Annotated in this window: 14 protein-coding genes and 1 tRNA gene; 12 read left to right on the forward strand and 3 right to left on the reverse strand. The window is 49.8% G+C overall.

Going from position 1 to position 21,152, the window contains the following annotated elements; translation table 11 throughout:
• The first annotated feature begins 8 nt into the window (after positions 1–8).
• The 6 genes from BUC22_RS13765 (at position 9) to BUC22_RS13790 (ending at position 8,331) form a co-directional block, all read left to right on the forward strand.
• The gene (locus BUC22_RS13765; RefSeq protein WP_013379254.1) at positions 9–293 is read left to right on the forward strand and encodes a hypothetical protein; all 285 of its coding nucleotides are present in this window, start codon (positions 9–11) and stop codon (positions 291–293) included.
• Positions 294–303: 10 nt separating this feature from the next.
• Positions 304–1,713 (forward strand): trimethylamine methyltransferase family protein, encoded by a 1,410-nt coding sequence (locus BUC22_RS13770; protein ID WP_073383101.1) that lies wholly within the window; start codon positions 304–306, stop codon positions 1,711–1,713.
• A gap of 198 nt (positions 1,714–1,911) precedes the next feature.
• On the forward strand, positions 1,912–2,904 hold the full coding sequence (locus tag BUC22_RS13775) for a helix-turn-helix domain-containing protein (RefSeq protein WP_013379256.1): 993 nt from the start codon (positions 1,912–1,914) through the stop codon (positions 2,902–2,904).
• A gap of 65 nt (positions 2,905–2,969) precedes the next feature.
• Entirely contained in the window at positions 2,970–4,757 is a 1,788-nt protein-coding gene (locus BUC22_RS13780; protein ID WP_013379257.1) for an ABC transporter ATP-binding protein, read from the forward strand.
• Positions 4,757–6,499 (forward strand): ABC transporter ATP-binding protein, encoded by a 1,743-nt coding sequence (locus tag BUC22_RS13785; RefSeq protein ID WP_013379258.1) that lies wholly within the window; start codon positions 4,757–4,759, stop codon positions 6,497–6,499. The genes BUC22_RS13780 and BUC22_RS13785 overlap by 1 nt, the downstream gene beginning before the upstream one ends.
• 230 nt (positions 6,500–6,729) lie before the next feature.
• The gene (locus BUC22_RS13790; RefSeq protein ID WP_013379259.1) at positions 6,730–8,331 is read left to right on the forward strand and encodes a sensor domain-containing diguanylate cyclase; all 1,602 of its coding nucleotides are present in this window, start codon (positions 6,730–6,732) and stop codon (positions 8,329–8,331) included.
• Between the two features lie 69 nt (positions 8,332–8,400).
• Here BUC22_RS13790 and BUC22_RS13795 read toward each other — a convergent pair whose 3' ends face one another.
• A complete protein-coding gene (locus BUC22_RS13795; protein WP_013379260.1) occupies positions 8,401–8,988 on the reverse strand; it encodes a TetR/AcrR family transcriptional regulator in 588 nt (195 codons plus the stop codon).
• A gap of 186 nt (positions 8,989–9,174) precedes the next feature.
• On the opposite strand from BUC22_RS13795, the gene BUC22_RS13800 reads away from it, so the two are divergent.
• Positions 9,175–11,271, forward strand: coding sequence for an efflux RND transporter permease subunit (locus BUC22_RS13800; protein ID WP_013379261.1), 2,097 nt, complete (start codon positions 9,175–9,177; stop codon positions 11,269–11,271).
• Complete coding sequence (locus tag BUC22_RS13805) at positions 11,261–13,567, forward strand: hypothetical protein (RefSeq protein WP_013379262.1); 2,307 nt, start codon at positions 11,261–11,263, stop codon at positions 13,565–13,567. The genes BUC22_RS13800 and BUC22_RS13805 overlap by 11 nt, the downstream gene beginning before the upstream one ends.
• A 46-nt stretch (positions 13,568–13,613) precedes the next feature.
• Here the strand turns inward: BUC22_RS13805 and BUC22_RS21540 are convergent, their stop codons facing one another.
• The gene (locus BUC22_RS21540) at positions 13,614–14,153 is read right to left on the reverse strand and encodes a hypothetical protein (RefSeq protein WP_143163944.1); all 540 of its coding nucleotides are present in this window, start codon (positions 14,151–14,153) and stop codon (positions 13,614–13,616) included.
• Between the two features lie 75 nt (positions 14,154–14,228).
• On the opposite strand from BUC22_RS21540, the gene polA reads away from it, so the two are divergent.
• The 4 genes from polA (at position 14,229) to BUC22_RS13825 (ending at position 18,611) form a co-directional block, all read left to right on the forward strand.
• On the forward strand, positions 14,229–16,886 hold the full coding sequence (gene polA, locus BUC22_RS13810) for a DNA polymerase I (RefSeq protein ID WP_013379264.1): 2,658 nt from the start codon (positions 14,229–14,231) through the stop codon (positions 16,884–16,886).
• Positions 16,887–16,947: 61 nt separating this feature from the next.
• Positions 16,948–17,562 carry a dephospho-CoA kinase gene (coaE, locus tag BUC22_RS13815; protein ID WP_013379265.1) on the forward strand — a complete coding sequence of 205 codons (615 nt, stop codon included), beginning with the start codon at positions 16,948–16,950 and terminating at the stop codon, positions 17,560–17,562.
• 55 nt (positions 17,563–17,617) lie between these two features.
• Positions 17,618–17,707 (forward strand) — tRNA-Leu (locus tag BUC22_RS13820).
• Between the two features lie 223 nt (positions 17,708–17,930).
• Positions 17,931–18,611 (forward strand): hypothetical protein, encoded by a 681-nt coding sequence (locus tag BUC22_RS13825; protein ID WP_013379266.1) that lies wholly within the window; start codon positions 17,931–17,933, stop codon positions 18,609–18,611.
• A 59-nt stretch (positions 18,612–18,670) separates the two neighbouring features.
• Here the strand turns inward: BUC22_RS13825 and BUC22_RS13830 are convergent, their stop codons facing one another.
• The gene (locus BUC22_RS13830) at positions 18,671–20,557 is read right to left on the reverse strand and encodes a glycoside hydrolase domain-containing protein (protein WP_013379267.1); all 1,887 of its coding nucleotides are present in this window, start codon (positions 20,555–20,557) and stop codon (positions 18,671–18,673) included.
• Positions 20,558–21,152 lie beyond the last annotated feature (595 nt).

A 21,152-nucleotide genomic window follows, 5' to 3' on the forward strand; every position in this document is an offset into this window, starting at 1 on the left:
AAATGAAAATGGCAGAAACAATGCCCATGCGCTTTAATATTATCAAGCAGATTATGGAAAATCCGGAAGGGCTGAATCCACAGCAGGTTTATGAGCGGATTTTACCTTACTACAAAGGTGAAAAACAATGCAGCGAAAAGGAGATTGACGCTCAGCTGATGTCACTTAAGGGGACTGGTCTTGTGGAGATTACACATACAACAGAACGTTCAGATGGCTTTTTGGAATCGACCTATGTCATGACAGCTTATGGCAGGGAGCGCTCCCGAAAATACATTGGTGAATATTTATAAGGAGTTAAAAATGAGCCATATTCTTAAAAAAAAGGATTTAGAAACAATATATGAGAAGGTTATCGAAATTTTAGAACAAATCGGCATTACCTTTGGAACCGAAAAAGCCCTGGAGCTTCTTGGGAAAAACGGTGCGAAAATCGAAGGCAGCAAGGCCTTTATTCCAAAGGCGCTCCTGGAAAGGTGTCTGGAGAGTCTTCCCAAATATGATTATGAAAATCAGGGACCCAAAAGGATCACAGCGACCTCTCCCTTTGGTATGGTGCCCACCATTCTGGATGATGAGACCGGTACATACCGAAGCGGTACAGTTGACGATGTGGTGAAAATGTATCAGCTCACCCAAACCTCAGACCTTTATGAATGTGCAAGTCCCTGTGTCATTGATCCTGTGGACAGCGACGCAGAGGATCTGTATGTTGGCCAGATTGCCATGCTCCTTCGCTACAGCGATAAATGGCCTTCCGTTGGAATAAGGGCAACAGCGCAGAACTCAAAGGACGGAAATCTATATCAGAGCGCGCGTAAATCCATCCGGCTCATCCGTGAGTTTTACGATGTGTGGGATGAGCCTGTAATGGGGCAGTCCATCTGTCCTATGTCCCCCCTTGCCTATGACTGGGAATGCCTTGATAATTTAACCGCGGCCATCGAGGAAAAGCAGAATATCATCCTCTGTCCCTACAGCCTGACTGGGCTGACCGGGCCTGCGAGCCTGCTGGGACTGGTGATTCACGATATTTCCATCTCTCTGGCCGGGATCGTTTATGCTCAGCTGCTTTCTCCGGGAATTGATGTTTCCATCTGCTCCTGCTCAGGCGCGACGGATATGCGCAGCATTCAGCCAGCCTATGGAACCGTGGAATGTGTCTATATTGAAGGAATGCTCTATGAGTTCGCGAAGTATATGCAGATCGGCTGTACAATCTGCGGCGCGCTGTCCGATTCCGCAAAAGTGGATTATCAGGCAGGGGCAGAAAGCATGCTGACAACACTGATGCCATACTACGCGTCTGAAATTAACGAGGTCTGGTGCTATCCTGGACTGATGTCGGCCTGGTACTGCGGCAGCTTTGAGAAGCTTATTCTCGACGAGGAAATGATGCGCAACGTCAACCGGGCTCTTAAGGGCGTAAACTTAAAACTGGACCCCAAGCTGATGAGGAGCTTGACAGAAGCCCAGGAAAAAAATACTTTTCTCCAGGGCAAAACGCCATCCGCCTACAGAAAAGACCATTATTTAACTAAAATTTTCAGCAAATACGGCGTTTCCCAGGATATCAGTCCAGAGAAAACAGATATCCGGTTAAAGGTAAAAAGGGAGATCGAGAACCGAATTAATGAGTATCAGGCTCCGGAAATCACCAAAGAGCAGAAAGAAATTTTGAAGCCTCACCTTCCTTCAAGGTGTTCGTTTTAAAAATAGAGAACCCGTATCGCCGCGATACGGGATGTGGGAGACGGTGTAAGCGAATAAAAAACCAGACAGCTTCTGTCTGGTTTTTTGCTGTTTTTGAGATTGGAACGAAGTTTTTTTATAAACTTGCCATAAAAGCATCTGAATGCTATAATGTATGCAAATAAAGTTAGTCTAGCATAACTGAAGGCGGGTGAAACAATGAAGATTGAGTGCGAACAGCCATACTGCAATTATATTGAGGTTCTCCAGCGGGACGCTGAAAAAACCATTTACCGCATGAACTGCGGCGACGGCGATGGGATCATGGTCTGCTATCCGGTTTTTGACGGGGTGGAGCTTTATTACAATGATTTTCAGGCCTTCCGGTGCAGTGAGCCCGGCAATCGGCCTGGCTCCAATTTTCTCGAAATTAACCACTGCCGCAAGGGCCGCTATGAATGCTGTTTTGGAAAGAACCATTTTGCCTATCTCAGCGAGGGGGATTTAGCCATCACAGGTTGGGATTTTCCCTGTGAAGCTTCCCGCTTCCCCCTCGGCTATTATAACGGCATCGAAATTCTCATCGACATCGCCCATGCCCAGGAGCACCTTTCCTGTGTGCTGGAGGGCATCGAAATCGACTTGGACAGGCTGAGACAGAAGCTCTCAGGTAATGAGGGATGCTTTGTGCTGCGGTCCACCAAAGAGATCGAGCACATCTTTGACGAGCTCTACCATGTAGACCCGCGGGTACAAAAGGGCTATTTCAGGATCAAGGTGCTGGAGCTGCTGCTTTTTCTGAGCATTACCCCCTTTGAAAGCGGCAGGGACCGGCGCCGGTATCTTTCGGCCCGTCAGGCCTGTGTGGTGGAGCAGATACACGATGTACTCACCCAAAACCTGGATCAGAACATTACCCTCGAGGCGTTATCGAAGCGCTTTGACATTGGCATGACCACCATGAAAAACTGTTTCCGGGCTGTGTATGGAAAGCCCATCAATACCTGGCGCAGGGAGTACCGCCTGCACGTGGGCGCCCGGATGCTCAGAGAAACTGATAAGAGTGTTCTGGAGATCGCCAACAGTGTGGGATATGAAAACCCCAGCAAGTTCGCTGACGCTTTCAGAAAACAATTGGGAGTCCCGCCTCTCGAGTACCGAAAAAATAATTGGCGGTTTGGAGCATTCCGCCTGCCCGGGGTAGAGACATAAAGGGGTTAGGAGTAAACTGTTTTTGTAGTTAGAGATAGCTAACTAAAAAGAGAAACAGAGGTGATATGATGCAACCACAAAAAGAGGCCCGGCGGGGGCTGTTTTCGTACGCGGGAAAGTATAAAGCCCTGTCCGTCTGTGCCTGTATTTTATCCGGGATCAGCGCGGTTCTGATCCTCATGCCCTTTATCTGCATCTGGCAGGTGGTGAGGGAAATTTTCGCGTTGCTGCCCAACGTGGGGCAGGCCCAGAATCTGAGCTGCTATGGCTGGCTGGCCGTGGCTTTTGCCCTGGCAGGAATCATTGTCTATTTTGCAGCCCTGATGTGTTCGCACCTGGCAGCTTTCAGAACAGCGCGCAATATGCGCAGCGAGGCGCTGCACCACATTGTCAGGCTGCCGCTGGGCTATTTTAACCAGAACAGCAGCGGCAGGCTCCGCCGTATCATAGACGAGAGCGCAGGGCAGACCGAGGCCTTTCTGGCCCACATGCTACCCGATTTGGCGGGGGCCATTGTGACACCCTTTGCCATGCTGGCTATTTTGCTCATCTTTGACTGGCGGCTGGGCCTGGTGAGTCTGGTGCCCATGATCATTGGCTTTATCATCCTGTCACGGATGATGGGGACCAGCGTGAACACATCCATGCAGCAGTACCAGAACGCCCTTGAGGACATGAACTCAGAGGCTGTGGAGTATGTTCGGGGGATTCCAGTGGTCAAGACCTTCCAGCAGAGCGTTTATTCCTTTAAGAATTTTCACGCGGCTATCAGACGCTATAACTCCTGGGTAGTGGATTACACCCTTAAATGCCGCCTGCCCATGTGCGGCTTTACCGTGTCGGTCAACGGCGTTTTCGCCTTTCTGATCCCGGCAGGTATTCTGCTGATTGCCAGTGCGGTGGACTACAAAACCTTTTTGCTGAATTTTATTTTCTATATCCTGTTTACACCAGTCGTTACGGTCATGATGACAAGGATCATGTTCTCGGGGGAAAACGCTCTGATGGCCCGCGACGCGGCAAGGCGTATCGAAACGATACTCCTAGAAAAGCCTCTTGAAGAACCGGCAGTGCCTGTCAGGCCAGAGGGGGCGGGCATCGTGTTTGACCAGGTGCGTTTCACCTATTCAGGAAGCGATACTCCAGCCATCGACGGCGTCAGCTTTGAAATTCCAGAAGGCGCCACTGTGGCCCTGGTCGGCCCCTCCGGCGGCGGCAAGACAACGGCGGCCAGTTTGATTCCCCGTTTCTGGGATGTGCAGGAGGGACGTGTCTGCGTCGGCGGTGTGGATGTTCGCCAGATCGCTACCACCGACCTCATGGATCAGGTTTCCTTTGTATTCCAGAATACAAGGCTCCAGAAGGCCAGCCTGCTCGAGAATATCCGCAGCGCCCGTCCAGACGCGCCAGCAGAGGCTGTGCTGGCAGCCGCCCGTGCCGCCAGATGTGAGGATATTTTTGAAAAGTTGCCCCAGGGTATCGATACTGTTGTGGGCACCAAAGGCGTTTACCTGTCCGGCGGTGAAGCTCAGCGGATCGCCTTGGCGCGGGCCATTCTGAAAGATGCCCCCATCGTGCTTCTGGACGAGGCCACCGCTTTTGCGGACCCAGAGAACGAATACCAGATCCAGAAAGCCTTCGAGGAACTGACAAAAGGGAAAACCGTTCTGATGATCGCCCATAGGCTGACCACCGTCCGGCATGCCGACTGCATTTTGGTCATGGAGAATGGCCGGGTAACAGAGCAGGGAACCCATGAAGCGCTGCTGGAAAAAGGCGGCACCTATGCAGCCATGTGGAAGGAATATCAGAGCACAGAGGCCTGGAAAATAACCGGAAAGGAGGCGGCCTGATGACTGCTTATTTTCAGAAAAAGTTTGCCCTGAGCGAGCAGGGCGCAAAGGATCTGGTCAAGGCGGTTTTTGCCTGTACCCTGACCGATGTGATCCTCATGCTACCCATTGGCCTTTTATACCTGGTCGCGACAGAGCTGGTTTCGCCCCTCATCGGGGGGGATGCCCCGGCGCCCAATCTGTGGTTTTATATTGGCGGCTCGGTAATTATCCTGGCCCTGATCTTTATCTTTGAGTACATACAGTACAACAAGACCTTTCTGGCCTCCTACGCCGAGAGTACGAACATGCGTATCCGGCTGGCAGAAAAGCTGCGGCGCTTGCCGTTATCCTTTTTCGGAAAGCGTGACCTGTCCGACTTAACCACCACCATCATGGCCGACTGCGCTGCGATGGAGACGGCCTTCTCCCATTATATCCCGGAATTCATCGGGGCAGTAGCATCGATCATTTTGGCTGGCATCGGGCTGTTTGTCATGGACTGGCGTATGGCGCTGGCACTTTTGTGGGTGCTGCCTGTGGTGCTTCTCATCATGGCGCTGAGCCGGGCACAGCAGAACAAGGTGGGCCGGCAGCACAACAAGGTAAAGCTGGACTGCGCCGACAGCATACAGGAATGTATTGAAACCGTAAGGGAGATCAAAGCCAACAACCAGAGCGGCCGTTATCTGAAAAAGATTGACGACCTGCTGGGCAGAAATGAGAAAATCCAGATCAGGGCCGAGCTCAACACAGCCATGTTCGTGGTAACCTCCCAGATGCTCCTGCGTGTGGGCATTGCCACCGTGGTGCTTGTGGGATCAGTGCTTCTGGTCAGCGGCCAGACCGATTTTCTGACCTTCTTGGTGTTTTTGATCGCCGCGACCCGTGTCTTCGACCCCTTATCCGGCGCGCTGATTAACCTGGCGGCCATCTACGCGACCATGCTCACCGTGGAACGCATGAAGGAGATCGAGGAACAGCCAGTCCAGGAGGGCAGCGAGCAGGCAGACTACCAGGGCTACGACATTGCTTTTGATCAGGTAGGCTTTGCCTATAACAGCGGGGAAACCGTGCTCGAGGATGTCTCTTTCACAGCCTGCCAGGGACAGGTAACCGCTCTGGTGGGTCCCTCTGGCGGAGGTAAGAGCACCGCGGCCAAGCTGGCCGCCCGTTTCTGGGATATTCAGAAAGGGCGGATTACCGTGGGCAGTACAGACATCAGCACTGTAGAGCCTGAAACGCTGCTGAAAAATTTTTCCATTGTTTTTCAGGATGTGGTACTCTTTAACAATACCATACTCGAAAATATCCGTATTGGACGGAGGAACGCCACCGACGAAGAAGTACTGGCCGCGGCACATGCCGCTCGGTGCGACGCTTTCGTCATGAAGATGCCCGACGGCTATCAGACCAAAATCGGTGAGAACGGATCTTTTCTTTCTGGCGGAGAGCGCCAGCGCATCTCCATTGCCCGGGCACTGCTCAAGGATGCGCCGGTCATCCTCCTGGATGAGGCCACCGCCTCGCTGGATGTCGAAAATGAGTCCCAGATCCAGCGGGCCATCTCCAGCCTGGTAAAAAATAAAACCGTATTGATCATTGCCCACCGCATGCGCACCGTGGCCGGGGCTGACAAAGTTGTCGTACTGGAAAATGGCCGGGTCGCACAGCAGGGAACGCCGGAAGCCCTCATGGAACAGGGCGGCCTGTACCGCCATATGGTCGAGCTCCAACAGCAAAGCGAGGACTGGGCCATTTGAATATAAAGAAGAAAAAGTCCATGTTAAAGATAGATGCTCCTTAAATGAGTCCAATTTTTATCGCTCTTTTCAACCCGTATCGCCGCGATACGGGTTCTTTTGCAATGGAAATTTAAGCATAAAAAATTTACGTTTAGAAATGCAACCTATTGTTGAATGGTATGATTTCATATATAATATAAATATATATGGAACAAGGTGCCCGCCAGGGTATTTGAGGAGAGGTAACAATGGGGGAAGAAAAACGCAGAAATAAAAAAGCAGTCATTTTTGTGGTAACGTTTTTAGTGATTAACCTTTTAGCCCTGTCGCTTATCACGATGTGGGAGTCCGTTTCGGTTAACCGGCGGCTGACGGCCCATGCAGAGGAGATCGGAGACGGGTTTGATGAGGTCATGGACAGCTATGAGCAGTCCTTTAAGCTCTTTGCGCAGATGATGGGGCGGGAGATCCAGAACAACCCGAACCCGGATATTTTGTGGGATTATCTGAAAAGTATTGACGCGCCCCTGCTGGCCATTGAGGGGGAAACTTTTGATGGCCTGTATATGTACTACCAGGGCCGGTATCTCTACAGCTGGGATAAGCCCTACTCGGCTTACGAGGAGACAGGCTATGTGGCCACAGAGCGCCCCTGGTACAAGGACGCAGTGGCAGGAAAGGGTGAGATCGTCTTTACGCCGCCCTATATGAGCTATGCCAACCATTATATTCTGACGACCATCTCACAGCTGCAGCCAGACGGCGAAACCGTATTTGCCTATGATATTAAAATGGGGGATATCCAAAAACTCGTCTCGTCCACGCTTCAATATGATGACGAGCAGATCATGATTTTTGATCAGAATGGCACGGTTATCGGGAGCACCAATACCGATTATCTGGGTGGAAACCTCAGGTCGAGCCTGGAGGATACCGCCCAGGCAGTGTCTTTGGCCCAGAGAGAAAAGGAAGCCCTTGACACCACCGATGAGGCCGGGCTGGCCAAGGCTGAGGAAAAAATCCAGTCGGCTGCTGCCTTTTACAGCTTCAGGCACAGCATCGACAGCGGCCTGTCCAGAGTGATGGATACAGAGCAGAAGGCTGTTACTGTGAAGCTGAGCGGCAACCGTTATTACGCCTATCTGGACAGGGTGGACGGATACAGTGCCCTGGTGCTTGTCCCGGTGCTGTCAATGCTGAAGGGCACGCTTGAGGTCTGGCTGGTTCCCCTGCTGATCGTTGAAATCCTGCTGATCTATGTGCTGGGGCGGGTCAGCAAGGAGCAGAAAAACCGCGAGCTTAAAAATGCCTATATCGAGCTGGGCCAGACCCAGCGCCGGCTTGAGATTGCCCTGTCGGCTGCCAAGAAGGCCGCGGCTATCGATGAGCTGACAGGCATGATGAATGACCGCTCCTTCCGGAAGGAAATAGCCAGAACGCTGGACAATATGGACTCGGATGAAAGCGGCATTTTAATCATGATGGACGGCGACCACTTTAAAGAGGTGAATGATCATTATGGCCACAATATGGGCGATGAGGTCATAAAGCTCTCAGCCCAGATGATCATCGGCCGTATCCGGGTGGTGGATCTTGCCTCACGTCTGCACGGCGACGAGTTCGCTATCTTCGTGACCGACACAGCGGATTACGCCGTCGCCAGACGGATTGTGGAGGATATTAACGACACCATCGCGCGTGAAGCCAAAAAAATGAATATCCCGCCCATTACCCTGTCGGGCGGCGCGGTCATCGCCAGACACGGCGATACCTATATCGGGCTCTCAAAGGCAGCGGACAAGGCTTTATACAAGGCCAAGGAGACCCACGACGGCGGTTTTGCCTGCTGAGCCGGGAGAGAGAATGCACAAATAGGATAAAAACCAGGCAGTCACTGCCTGGTTTTTTGTTTATTGGAATCAGGCTTTTTCACATTTTATAAAATCAATCCCGCTGAAAACAATCTGCTCAGCGATATGGGCCATTTCATCAATAGACTCCTGCATGCCCGTGTCAAGCCAATCTGAGAGCAGGCCAATCCACCCTGAGATGATAAAGGAATAAAAATAGGCGAACCTCGAGGTATCACAGGGGCTGAAAATCATCTGCCAGTTATGATAACAATGCTGGCGCACCAGTTCCTTGGTGCGATTGACAAAAGCGCTGTCGCCGTTGGGGCCCAGGAAAATCTGGAACAGCTCACTGTTCGTCTGGGCAAAACGGAAGATGTCCTTGCAAATGGGCAGAGGCGAGGATTTTAATTCTTTTACAGAGTGGCTGGAAAAGAGCGTGTCCAGCTCCTTAAACAGGTCGTTCTCGATCTGGGTGAGCATGTCGAAAATATCCTTATAATGCAGGTAAAAGGTTCCGCGGTTAATATCTACAAGGTCAGACAGTTCCCTTACAGAAATTTCATTAATGCTTTTTTCTTTTAACAGCTGTGTTAAACCTTCAATCAAAAGCTTTCTGGTTTTTCGGACACGCCGGTCTGTTTTTTCTGAAGTCATTTTAGGCTACTCCTTCTTTTGTTTTTTTGTGCGTAAAATTTATGAAAAATTCAACACAATTGCGCAGAGTGTTGATTAATCGTCAGCTTTTCAAAACATTGTTTATTGTGTTTTCTCTTTTCTTTTATTATAATTTACAGAAGTTAATAAATCAACAAGTGTTTAATAATGGAAAGGAGTTAATTTATGGACCGATTTGCGGGTTTCATTGTAAAGCATCGAAAAACAGTGGTGGTCTTATTTGTTTTGGCATCCATTGTCTGTATGCTGTTAAACAATCTGGTCGGGGTCAATTATGACATTATGGATTACCTGCCCGATGGAGCCCCCTCCACTGCTGCGCTGGACACCATGAGTCAGGAGTATAACCAGGCCATTCCAAATATGCGTGTGATGGTGAAGACAGACAGTGTGTCAGAGGCCCTTGACTATAAAGCCAGACTGGCAGCGGTGGAGGGAGTAGAGGCGGTTGAATGGCTGGACGATGCAGCCAATGTCTATGCGCCTCTTGAGACCATTGACCAGTCAGTTACAGATGACTGGTACAAGGACGGCACGGCCCTGTACAGCGTTACTGTAAAAGATGAAAAGGAAACAGAAGCAGTGAACGCGGTGCGGGAGATCATCGGTGAGGACAACGCAATGACAGGCAGCGCAGTGGTAAACGCTCTGGCTCCGGTTATCACGTCAAAGGAGATATCGACCATCATGCTCTTTGTCATTCCGCTGATTTTAGCCATTCTTTTTCTGACAACCAGCTCATGGTTTGAGCCGCTGCTGTTTATGTTCAGTATTGGTGTTGCCATTCTGATCAACCGTGGCACCAACCTGATGTTTGGTGAAATATCCTTTGTGACCAACGCGGCAGGAGCTGTTTTACAGCTGGCCGTTTCGATGGATTACTCCATTTTTCTGCTTCACCGCTTTTCAGAGTTCCGCTCCGAAGGGCACGATGTGTCAGCGGCGATGGTTCTGGCTGTCAAAAAATCCACAGCATCAATTTTATCCAGCGGCCTGACCACAGTGACAGGCTTCGCGGCTCTGATTCTCATGCAGTTTAAGATTGGACCGGATATGGGCTGGGTCATGGCAAAGGCCATTCTGTTCAGCCTGATCGCTGTGCTGGTTTTATTACCCGCTGCGGCCATCTGCACCTATAAGCTCATTGATAAAACCCATCACAGGCCCTTTATACCGGGGTTTGAAGGGTTCAGCCGCTTTGCACTCAAACTCAGAGCGCCCTTTCTTATTCTGTTCTGCCTACTGGTGGTGCCCGCGTTTTTTGCCAGCCAGAACAACCAGTTTATCTATGGAGCCTCCAAGATTTACAGCAGTGCAGCGACGCAGATGGGAAGGGATATGACCGCCATTGAGGAAACCTACGGCAAGTCAAGTCCTCTTGTGCTCATGGTGCCTGCAGGAGATATTACCAGAGAAAAGCAAATGAATGATGCGATCCTACAGGCAGAAAATGTGACTTCAGTCGTCTCTTATGTGAATACTGTGAGTGATGTTATTCCGCCGGAATTTGCGCCGGAGGGCGAAATCTCAAAGCTTTATTCAGAGCATTACAGCCGGTTTGTTGTCAATATGGATATTGTGGAAACCGATCCCGGCGCATTTGAAAAAGTGGATGCTGTGCGCAGTATTGCGGCGGATTACTATGGGGATGGTGCGCTGATCGCAGGAGATTTGCCAAACGCCGAGGATCTCCGGAACACCATTGTGCATGACAATATATTGGTTAACGGCGTGGCGGTAGGCTTTGTGTTACTGATTCTGATCTTTAATTTTAAATCACTGAGCCTGCCCTTTATTCTGACACTGGTGATAGAAGGATCGATTTGGCTGAATCTGGCGGTCCCTTACTTCAGAGGTGAGGAACTGAACTACATCGCTTATCTGATCACCAGCTCGGTACAGCTTGGTGCCACCATTGATTATGGCATTCTCTTTACAGACCGGTTTCTGGAAAACCGTTGCCTGCTGCCCAAGAAGGAGGCGCTGCGCTTAACCATCCAGAGCACAACCGTGTCCATTATGACCTCAGCCTCCATTATGACCATTGCCGGGTGCCTGCTTGGCAGGATATCGACCAACGCTGTTCTCAGCCAGCTGGGCGTTTTAATCGGCCGCGGGGCGCTGATCTCTATGACACTGGTCATTTTCGTATTACCCGCTATTTTGAGTGTCTGTGACGGCGTCATTGAGAAAACAACCTGGAAAGCAAGATTTTATAAAAAAAACGATAAATTTGAAAGGAAAGCAGCTTATGAACATTAGAAACAGGAAAGGGTCAAGGGCCCTGGCGGTTGTGCTGGCTCTTTTAATGATTTACGCCAGCATGCCGGCAGCCCTGGCTGCGCCAGCAACGGCAAAAAAAGATGAAAATGTTTATGTCAATTTGAATAAAAACGGCAGTGTGGAACGCATCTATGTGGTGAATGCCTTTGAGGTAGAAAGCGCGGGCACCATCACCGACTATGGCGATTACCAGGATACCCGGAACCTGAGTTCCCAGGCGCCCATTGAGGAAGATGGAACAGCTTACCAGGTGCAGGCAGCCGAAGATAAATTCTATTACCAGGGCACCATGAAAACAACCGATACACCCTGGGTTATCAACCTGAGCTACAGTTTGGACGGAAAGAATACACTGCCCGAGGATCTGGCAGGAAAAAGCGGACATCTGGTCATTACGATCAGCGTCCGGCAGAACCAGAAAATGGATCCGGCCTTTTTCGACAATTATCTCCTCCAGGCCAGCGTTAACCTGAACGAAAACTGTAAAAATATTCAGGCAGAAGGGGCGGCTGCTGCCAACGTGGGACGCGACCAACAGCTGCTTTATAATATGATGGCAGGACAGGAAAAGGAAATCGTGATTCAGACAGATGTTGTGGATTTTGAGATGGAGGGCATCACCTTTAAAGGCATTCCCATGAGCTTTGATGCGGACAAGGGTATGATTGATATGAGTGAGCTGGATAAAAAGACAGCCGAAATCAAAGAGGCCGCCGCTGCCCTTGACGCAGGCGCAGGGGACATGCAGGAGGGCGCCTATGCACTGACCCAGGGCGCAGATACGCTGGACAGCAGCGCGGCCGCTCTCGCAGAAGGGGCCCGGAGCTTTGAAACCTCCGCCGCATTGCTCAGTGAAAAGACGGTTGAGCTGGTGAGTGGTCTGGCGCTTTTAAATAAAAAGACAGCCGGTTTATCGTCTGGAGCCAGCGCGCTTTTCGGAGGTGTCAGCGGTTATGTGGATGGCGCCAGAACCTTGAGCCAGGCCACCGGTGTTTACATCCAAAACGCCGAAAATCTGGCGGAGGGCACAAAAATCTATGTGAACGCGGCCGATCAGCTGGCAGGCAGTATTGCCGGCCTGAAGCAGGTGCCTGGAAGCCTCGAAAGCCTCCGGAAGGGCATTGCCCAGGCAGCAGATGAGGAACATCTCAGTCAGCTGGCCGCAGGAAGCCAGGCATTGAGCAGTGGACTGGCAGACTTGTATGAACAGACCCGGGACCTTGGGAATCTCAGCGGTGTGAGTGAGCAAACAGACCAGTTGAAAAGCCAGATGACGGCTGCCGGAGCACGGATCAGTACGTGTTCACAGGATATTGAGGCTGCCAATTCGGCTGTCGGCAGCCTGACTGAAAAGCTGAAAAATGATCCGGACTCCCATAAGGCTCTGACCGAAGAGGAGTGGTCAGCGTTGGAGGCCAGCCTTAAAGCCATCGATGCGGACAGCCAGGAGCTGCTTTCAGTTGGAGAGGGAATCGGCCAGAGCGCGGGCGGGATTCCAGATGTCTCTGGGCTGGAAGGGCTGGCAGGTCTGCACGAAGCAGTCGGTGGCCTCTCAACAGGCGCCAGCAGCCTGAACGCGGGAATAACCGCCCAGGCTGATGGCCTGTCCGCTTTAAAACGCGAGGCGGACACCTCGCTCCCGGCACTGGCTTCCGGTGTTGGGCAGATAACGTCCGGCGCAGAGGCTTTTCAGAACAGCGGCAGCGGCCAGAAACTCACAGAGGGGGCAGATGGTCTGACCAGTGGCGGCAGAAGCCTGTCCACAGCAGCCAAAACCCTTGCGGCCAGAGGCCAGGAGCTTGAAAAAGGCGCCGGCGACTTACAGGACGGCAGTGCGCAGCTGTCCGAGGCAAACCAAAAAGCAGAAGAAGGCGGAGCGCAGCTTTCGAGTGCGGCCAGGCAGTTGTCCGCTGGGGCGAAGACTTTGTCGGAAGGGGTTGGAAGCCTGTCGTCAGGCAGTTCACTGCTGGCGCAGGGAACCCAGAATTTGAAATCCGGCGCCGACAATATGAAGGATGGAACCCAGGCCTTTTCGGATAAAACACAGAATATCGACGCCGAAATCAATGATCAAATCGATTCGGCAGTGGATAAGCTTGCAGGAAAGAACTTCAAGCCAGTCTCCTTTGTATCCGGCCAGAATCAAAACGTAGCGAGCGTTCAGTTTGTCATGATGACAGAGGCCATTGAAAAGCAGGAAGTGCCAGCACCGGAAATACCAGCCGAAAAAACAGGCTTCTGGGATAAAGTAACCGCCTTGTTTAATAAAAAATAGGAATACCATTGGCCGCTGTCAAACATTTGACAGCGGCTGTTTTTGATCAGCTTTTCATAAAACCACCTGCTTCTGACAGAGAGGAGCTTTTATAATACCCCTGTACATTTAAGCCGCTTTTGGTATAATGAAGCTGAGTCCAAATTTCCAAAGGAAATTTGGCAGGGAGCGAGGAAAGAGCCAGCAGGCGAATGGGCGACCGATAACGAAGCAAACGCAGATGATGAGGAAATTTTCCTGAAAGGAAAAAAGAATTTCCGAAGAATCTGTGCTCCTTGAAAGGAGTCCAAATTTCCAAAGGAAATTTGGCAGGGAGCAAGGAAAGAGCCAGCAGGCGAATGGGCGACCGATAACGAAGCAAACGCAGATGATGAGGAAATTTTCCTGAAAGGAAAAAAGAATTTCCGAAGAATCTGTGCTCCTTGAAAGGAGTCCAAATTTCCAAAGGAAATTTGGCAGGGAGCGAGGAAAGAGCCAGCAGGCGAATGGGCGACCGATAACGAAGCGAACGTCTTTTGCAGCAAAAATCCTCCGGAAGGAGGAAAAAGATTTTTGATGAAAAAGATGCTCCTTGAAACGAGTCCAAATTTCATCTCCCTTCTTCAACCCGTATCGCCGCGATACGGGTCCACCGACCAAAATAAATCCATGGAGGATTCACGTGAATAAAAAAAGTATTTTAATCGACGGAAACAGCCTGGTTTACCGTATGTTTTACGGCGTGCGGGAAATGTCCAATTCCAAGGGCGTTCCCACAAACGCCATCTATGGCTTTGTCAACGTCTTAGTAAAAATCCAGAATGAATATAAGCCGGATTATCTGGCAGTGGCCTTTGACCTGAGCGCCCCGACCTTCCGGCACAAGGAGTACGAGGATTATAAAGGCGGCCGTGACAAAATGCCCGAGGATCTGCAAGTGCAGATGGACCTGCTCAAGGAGCTGCTCGGCAAAATGGGGATTCCCATGATCACAAAGGAGGGCTACGAGGCCGACGATATTATCGGCACCCTGTCCAAGCAGGGGGAAGCCAGAGAGACGAAGACCCAGATTATCACAGGGGATAAGGACTCCTTTCAGCTGGTGGACGACTATGTCAACGTGCTCTATACGGCGACCCGCAGCGGCACCCAGTTCGCCACTGTGGATGACGCCTACATCATGGAACGCTATGGTGTGACGCCCAGAGAGCTCATCGACGTCAAGGCTCTTATGGGCGACCCGTCCGACAATATTCCCGGTGTGGCCGGCGTGGGTGAGAAGACTGCCATCAAGCTCATCAAGGAGTACCACAATATCGACACGCTGTACGAGCATATTGACGACCTCAAGGGAAAACAAAAGGAAAAGCTGGAAGCCGGTAAGGAATCCGCCTTTGCCAGCCGATTTCTGGGCACCATCTGCCTGGATGTGCCGCTGGACCTGAGCCTTGAGGATCTGGCCTTCAAGCCGATCTTTACCGAGGAGAGCATCGAAATGCTCAGGGACCTGGAATTCAAGTCCATCCTCAATAAAATCCTGCCCGATGACGGTGAGGGGGACGCGCCAGTGGCGGCCAGCGATATCCAGTACACCACCATCGGCACTACCACCGAGATGATCACGGTCATGAACCGCCTGGCCAGGGAGCTGAAGCTGACGGTTTACGCCTACCGCGAGGATGACCGCGTCTGGGTGGCGGCGTACATCGGCGGTGTGTACTACTTTGTGGAAAAACCCGCCATGGTTTCAGCCTTCTTCAGCGGCCTCGGTGAAATTCCTGAGGCCGACAGCCTGCAGACCGTCGGCCATGACCTTAAAAACCTGACCCATATTTACCACAGCCAGTGCTCGGTCATTGTCAATTACACCTTTGATACCTACATTGGCGCTTACCTGCTGAACCCGTCCGACCAGCGCTATGATCTTCAGACCGTTGCCATGAAATACCTGGGCGACACCATCCAGAGCGAGGAGGATTTCTTCGGCAGGGGCAAGACCTTGGTGCGTGCAGAGGATATGGACAGCGCCAGACTGGCTGCCTTCATGGTTAAAAACTGTGAGGTTATCCATCGTCTTGAAAAACCTCTGGCGGAAAAGATCGAAGCCGACGGCATGACCGGCCTGTTCCAGAACATTGAGCTGCCCCTGCTCAAAATCATGGCCTCCATGGAGGAACTGGGCTTTAAGGTGGATATCCATCAGCTTGAGGAACTGTCCGTGGAGTTTGAGAAAAAGATCGAGACCCTGACCTCGGAAATTTACGAGCTGGCCGAGGAGGATGATTTTAATATCAATTCCACCAAGCAGCTGGGCACCATCCTCTTTGACAAGCTTAAGCTGCCAGTGGTCAAAAAGACCAAGACCGGCTATTCCACCAACGCCGAGGTGCTGGACCAGCTGGTGCTGTTCCACCCCATTATCCAGAAAATCATCGACTACCGCATGATCTCCAAGCTGGATTCCACTTATGGTAAGGGACTGATCAAGCTGGTAGACCCCAAGACCCACAAGATCTATTCCACCTTTAACCAGACCGTCACCGCCACCGGGCGTTTGAGCTCGTCCGACCCCAATCTTCAGAACATCCCGGTCAAAACGGAGATGGGCAGGGAAATCCGGAAGGTCTTTGTGCCCTCAGCCGGGGACCGGGTGCTGGTCGACGCCGACTACTCCCAGATCGAGCTGCGCGTGCTGGCCCACCTGTCCGGAGATGAAAACCTGATCGACACCTTTGTGAAGAACCAGGACATCCACACCCGCACAGCCTCCGAGATTTTTAACGTGCCCATGGACGCGGTGAGCAGAGAGCAGAGGAGCCACGCCAAGGCCATCAATTTCGGCCTGATCTACGGCAAGCAGGCCTTCAGCCTGGGCAAGGACCTGGGCATCACCCGGGGCGAGGCCCAGTCCTATATCGACCTGTATTTCTCCAGATACCCCAAGGTGCTGGAATACATGGAAAATATCAAGGCCGAGGCCAAGGAGAAGGGGTATGTGACCACCATCTGGGGGCGCAGACGCTACATCACTGAGATCAATTCCAGAAACCGGATGCTGGTGCAGGCCGGTGAGCGCATGGCGCTGAATACCCCCATCCAGGGCGCGGCCGCCGACATTATCAAAATCGCCATGATCAAGGTCTACGACCGTCTGGAGCGCGAGGGCCTGAAATCTAAACTCATCCTCCAGGTGCACGATGAGCTCATCATCGACACCCTGAAGACCGAGCAGGAAACTGTCATGAAGCTGCTGGTTGAGGAAATGGAAAACGCCGTGGACCTCAAGGTGCCCCTGACAGTGGACGCCCACGCCGGGGATTCCTGGTACGCGGTCAAATAGAAACGGCAGCGGAGGCCCATATCGCCGCGATACGGGCCCGCTTTCTGAAAGGAGCAAACCAATGCAAATTATCGGATTAACCGGGGGCATCGCCTCGGGAAAATCGACGGTCTCCACCATTTTCAGGGAGGACTACAAACTGCCCGTCATCGACGCCGATCTGCTCTCCAGAGAGGCTGTGCTGCCGGGGAGCCCCGGCATGCGCCAGATCGAGGCCGCCTTTGGACGTGAGGTTCTCCTGCCCGACGGTAGTCTGAACCGCAGCCGTATGGGTGAGCTCATCTGCGGCGACAGCGCGGTGAGGGACCGGCTGAACGCTATCCTGCACCCGGCCATCAAGGAGCTGTACTACGCGAGCCTGGAAAGGCTGAAACGCGGCGGGAAGCCGCTCGTCATCTACGATTGCCCGCTGCTCATCGAGGCCGGCCAGCGCGAGGAGGTGGACGAGGTCCTGCTGGTGGTGACCGACGCCCAGACAAGGCTTAAACGCATTATGGAGCGGGACGGCGTGGACGAAAGTCTGGCAAAAAAGAAAATTGAGATCCAGATGCCTGACGAAAAAAAGATTGCGTTGGCAGACACCATCCTCTATAATAACGGCACGCTGGCTGACCTCAAAAACAGCCTTGATTTTTATATGAAAGAAAAATTAAAAAATGCTTGCATTATGAGCTAAGACCGTTTATAATAAATAAGGTCACGGGCTGGTGATACAATCGGCCCGCATTTATGCGAGGATGGCGGAATTGGCAGACGCGCAGGTTTGAGGGGCCTGTTGGAACTTATCTCCAGTGAGGGTTCAAGTCCCTTTCCTCGCACCATTTTATAAAAAGTAAAAAAGCCCATGAAATCAAGGTTTCAGGGCTTCTTTTTATTTTTTGAATAGGCGTTTGAAGATGAAAAAAGATAAAAGGAAAGACTCCGGAAATTTTAACTTTCCGAAGTCTTTTATCAATGGATTAAGGTAAGTTACCTCTCAAACACTATATAATACAGACAGAGAATGAAAAAGTGAAAAATATAAAATAGAATGGAGCATTTACAATGAAGCAGGTAAAAAAACAAAAACGCGTGGTGAAAATTTTTGTGTTTTCATTTTTATGCATCTTTATCATTTTTGCAGTTATCTTTGTTTATGCCATTTATCGCTATTACCACAAGGTCCAGAATCGTCAGGATGAAATTTCTAGTGATTATTCACAACATATGGCAGAGCAGGCGAATCGTAGAAAAAAACAGATAACAAGCGCACCGGATCGCTATATTCAGGATTTTAATCAGTATTATCAGGTTGACCTGTCGGATGAATCGGATTTTAAACATGATCGGCTGGATGAGGGTTCTAATAGTTATACATTCAAATTTCCAGATGAATTTGTGAAGAGTGAGCTTGAGAAAAGTAGCTATAATGATGTGTATCTTTCGACTACTTATAACGATGAGAGTCTTAAAGAGAATCTTAAGAAAGATTATCCCATTTATTTTCAAGTATACGTCGATTATCATCAAAATATGCCGGAGGGCAATAACCAAGCGGCCATGGAAGAAATCATTCTGTATTTGCTAAAACCCGTTTATCCAGAGATGACGCTTGAAAAAGTGCAGGCGATTATTGAGAATAAGGATGACGATAATGAAGGCTCTGAAATTTATCGAGGTGGTTTTAGAAGAAATGAAGACCGTGGTTTTGGGTTTGATTTCTATTTGCGCTATCCATTAAGCTAAACGCCTTAAGCGGCATGAAAAAGGACGAGATGACCGAAACCATCTCGTCTTTCGTGTTATTAAACATATAATTTTGAAGTTAAATAAGTGGTGAAGGAATCGTCGACCAGTCCATACCCGTCCACTTTGGATGTATAATTGAGATGCATTGTATTAGCGTAAGCTATTGGAATCGTGTAAGAGTTTGTCTGTCCATTTCCAATATCTGAAATGTAAAGAGATTCTGACGTATCCATCAGCCTTACAACTCCATGAGGCGTTCCATGCGCAGTGTCGCCGGAATAACTAATTGTTAAATATATTTCATTGGACAGCACTCGGAAATCGCGTCCATTTGAAACGCCTGAGATATCCTCCAGATACATATTTTGTCGATTGTCGCAGATGGTCTGAACACAGTAGGTTACTAAAGGTGTATCTGATATCTGATCGCCGCTAATCGGCTGCGCATACCCGCTGAATGCGACTTTATCCATTCCCCATTCGCCGCTGTCGTCATCGACTGTGTATTCACTAAACTGGTCAAAAGTCCACTCTGATGGGATTTTATAACCCATGTTGCCACTATACCCTGTGGACATATCGCTGACAAAAGCTGTATCGGCATATCCGATATTGATCACACGCTCACAGACATTGCGTGTACCATAGACACCGATTTTAAAAGCATTATTAAGCTTATTTTTCATCACATCCTGAAGCGTATGAAAATATGGCTGAATCACGCTCTCGATGGTGGTATCCTGAGCGTCAAAGTCGACGGCGAAATAGATGACAATTCCTTGATGGCTCTTGATACCATAGTTCATTGCTGCCGCTACAGCCGATTCTGCGTCATAGGCTGCATTGGCAGTATTGAAGTATTCACTATCACTGCCCGATTCCTGAAAGATTGGAAATAGCTTTTTTCCGGCCGCAATGATGCGCTGTGCCTCTCCTTTTCTTAATTCCTTAAAATCACCGCCCGTCAGATAGCGTCCAACAATGCTGTACCCTTTGGCGTTTAAATGCTGCATTCGATAATCCGTGATTTCAAAACGGGTATCACAAGCATCACAGGATCGATCAGGGTTGCCTTTGCTTAGCAGCAGTGACATCCATGTATTGACATCAACAGTCCCTGTTTGTGGGAGTGCCAGGTCGCTTTGAAAAGCCGTAACCTGAGACGCCATCTCTGAATCCCACGAAGTGGACGTATAATTGACGGTATAACCATTGCAACACAGCGCATAACGGGCAAGCAACAGCGCCTCAGAGTCACCGCTTCCTGGAACTAGAATATTTACAAGATTTGCCTTTGTGCCATCCCCGAAATTTCCGGTCGCGTCTTCAACACTGTAGCCTTCAATGGCTTGTAGAACCTTGATCATCGACTCGTTCATTTGTCTTTCGTACAATCCGTCGCAGGGAGATAAGCCAATGTAGCTTTCATACTTTGAATTTAAAGTCCGCTGAATTTTTGTGATTGTCTCTGTTCCACCGTAGTCGACAAGTGTTACAAACTGATCCATTGATAACAATGCTTTCATGACGTTCAGAGTGACAGTTGAATTGGATGCGGACACACCAGCATCTGTTTTCAATGACTTTATCCCTGATCCGGTTCCAGAATAAAAATGCTTGGTGATTTCACTTGATCCGGTACTATAGCCTTTACACCAGAGACCGCCTTGGATAATACCGTAAACATTTGATTCGCTTTTATCCGAATCTGTCTGCTCTGAAATTCCATTCGGATATTGTTGATTAAACCGCGCGATTGTTCCAGCCCCAAAGTTATCAGCCGTTTCCTGAATCCCTAATTCAATCTGCAAAGCTCGGATCAAGCCGTTAATTGTGCCCCATCCCGTTTCTCCATCTTCCACAACCTCAGGGAATCGATCCGTTCCATATTGCGCGTAGTTTGCATTCAACCATTTTTGTGTCTTTTCAACCATTGTATCCATAATAACTTTCTCCTTATATCATTTTTTGAACTGGATTATGCGCAATCACCAGCTCACGATTCCAGTCGATGTATCATTTTGCCCTGACCGATTCATCAACCACTAAGTTTTTTGACCAGTCTGTAAAAGGATAAATACAGTATTTTCGTTTCTTTGACTGCATTCTCACGACCATTCCTTAAAAGAGGATTTGAATTCTCCTTTAAGTTGCGATGATTATAATTTTTCAATTTGACGTTTGTGTGACGTCTGAGTGTCTGCTTTGTGAAGCGATTTGTTATGCTACTGTTAAGGCCGCATTTCCATGCGCTTTCATACAATTTTAAAAAATTTCAACTTTAAAATCTTCATTTAAGAATAAATATGGTTTTGAGCTTCAATCTTTAAGATTACGTCGATTTAGATTGAGGATTCGCTGAATATGATCTGTATTAAAAAACGCTCAATGATACATATTATGATGCCGACATGGTTTTTTTATTTCCGTCCCGTATCGCGGCGATACCCTTTGAAAATAATTTTTCTTACCAGAGAGCCTGTTTCTCTGGTTTTTTGCGCTTTGACCAAATCTTCCCCGCTTTTTAGCTACATTATT

The sequence above is a fragment of the Eubacterium callanderi genome (assembly GCF_900142645.1).
GTDB classification, from domain to species: domain Bacteria; phylum Bacillota; class Clostridia; order Eubacteriales; family Eubacteriaceae; genus Eubacterium; species Eubacterium callanderi.

Excerpts from the sequence above, each read along its gene's own strand:
- BUC22_RS13775 (WP_013379256.1), top strand. The coding sequence starts at position 1,912 with ATGAAGATTGAGTGCGAACAGCCATACTGCAATTATATTGAGGTTCTC.
- BUC22_RS13830 (WP_013379267.1), bottom strand. The coding sequence starts at position 20,557 with ATGGATACAATGGTTGAAAAGACACAAAAATGGTTGAATGCAAACTAC.
- BUC22_RS13795 (WP_013379260.1), bottom strand. The coding sequence starts at position 8,988 with ATGACTTCAGAAAAAACAGACCGGCGTGTCCGAAAAACCAGAAAGCTT.
- BUC22_RS13780 (WP_013379257.1), top strand. The coding sequence starts at position 2,970 with ATGATGCAACCACAAAAAGAGGCCCGGCGGGGGCTGTTTTCGTACGCG.
- BUC22_RS13825 (WP_013379266.1), top strand. The coding sequence starts at position 17,931 with ATGAAGCAGGTAAAAAAACAAAAACGCGTGGTGAAAATTTTTGTGTTT.
- BUC22_RS13785 (WP_013379258.1), top strand. The coding sequence starts at position 4,757 with ATGACTGCTTATTTTCAGAAAAAGTTTGCCCTGAGCGAGCAGGGCGCA.
- coaE (WP_013379265.1), top strand. The coding sequence starts at position 16,948 with ATGCAAATTATCGGATTAACCGGGGGCATCGCCTCGGGAAAATCGACG.
- BUC22_RS13790 (WP_013379259.1), top strand. The coding sequence starts at position 6,730 with ATGGGGGAAGAAAAACGCAGAAATAAAAAAGCAGTCATTTTTGTGGTA.
- BUC22_RS13770 (WP_073383101.1), top strand. The coding sequence starts at position 304 with ATGAGCCATATTCTTAAAAAAAAGGATTTAGAAACAATATATGAGAAG.
- BUC22_RS13800 (WP_013379261.1), top strand. The coding sequence starts at position 9,175 with ATGGACCGATTTGCGGGTTTCATTGTAAAGCATCGAAAAACAGTGGTG.
- BUC22_RS13765 (WP_013379254.1), top strand. The coding sequence starts at position 9 with ATGGCAGAAACAATGCCCATGCGCTTTAATATTATCAAGCAGATTATG.
- BUC22_RS13805 (WP_013379262.1), top strand. The coding sequence starts at position 11,261 with ATGAACATTAGAAACAGGAAAGGGTCAAGGGCCCTGGCGGTTGTGCTG.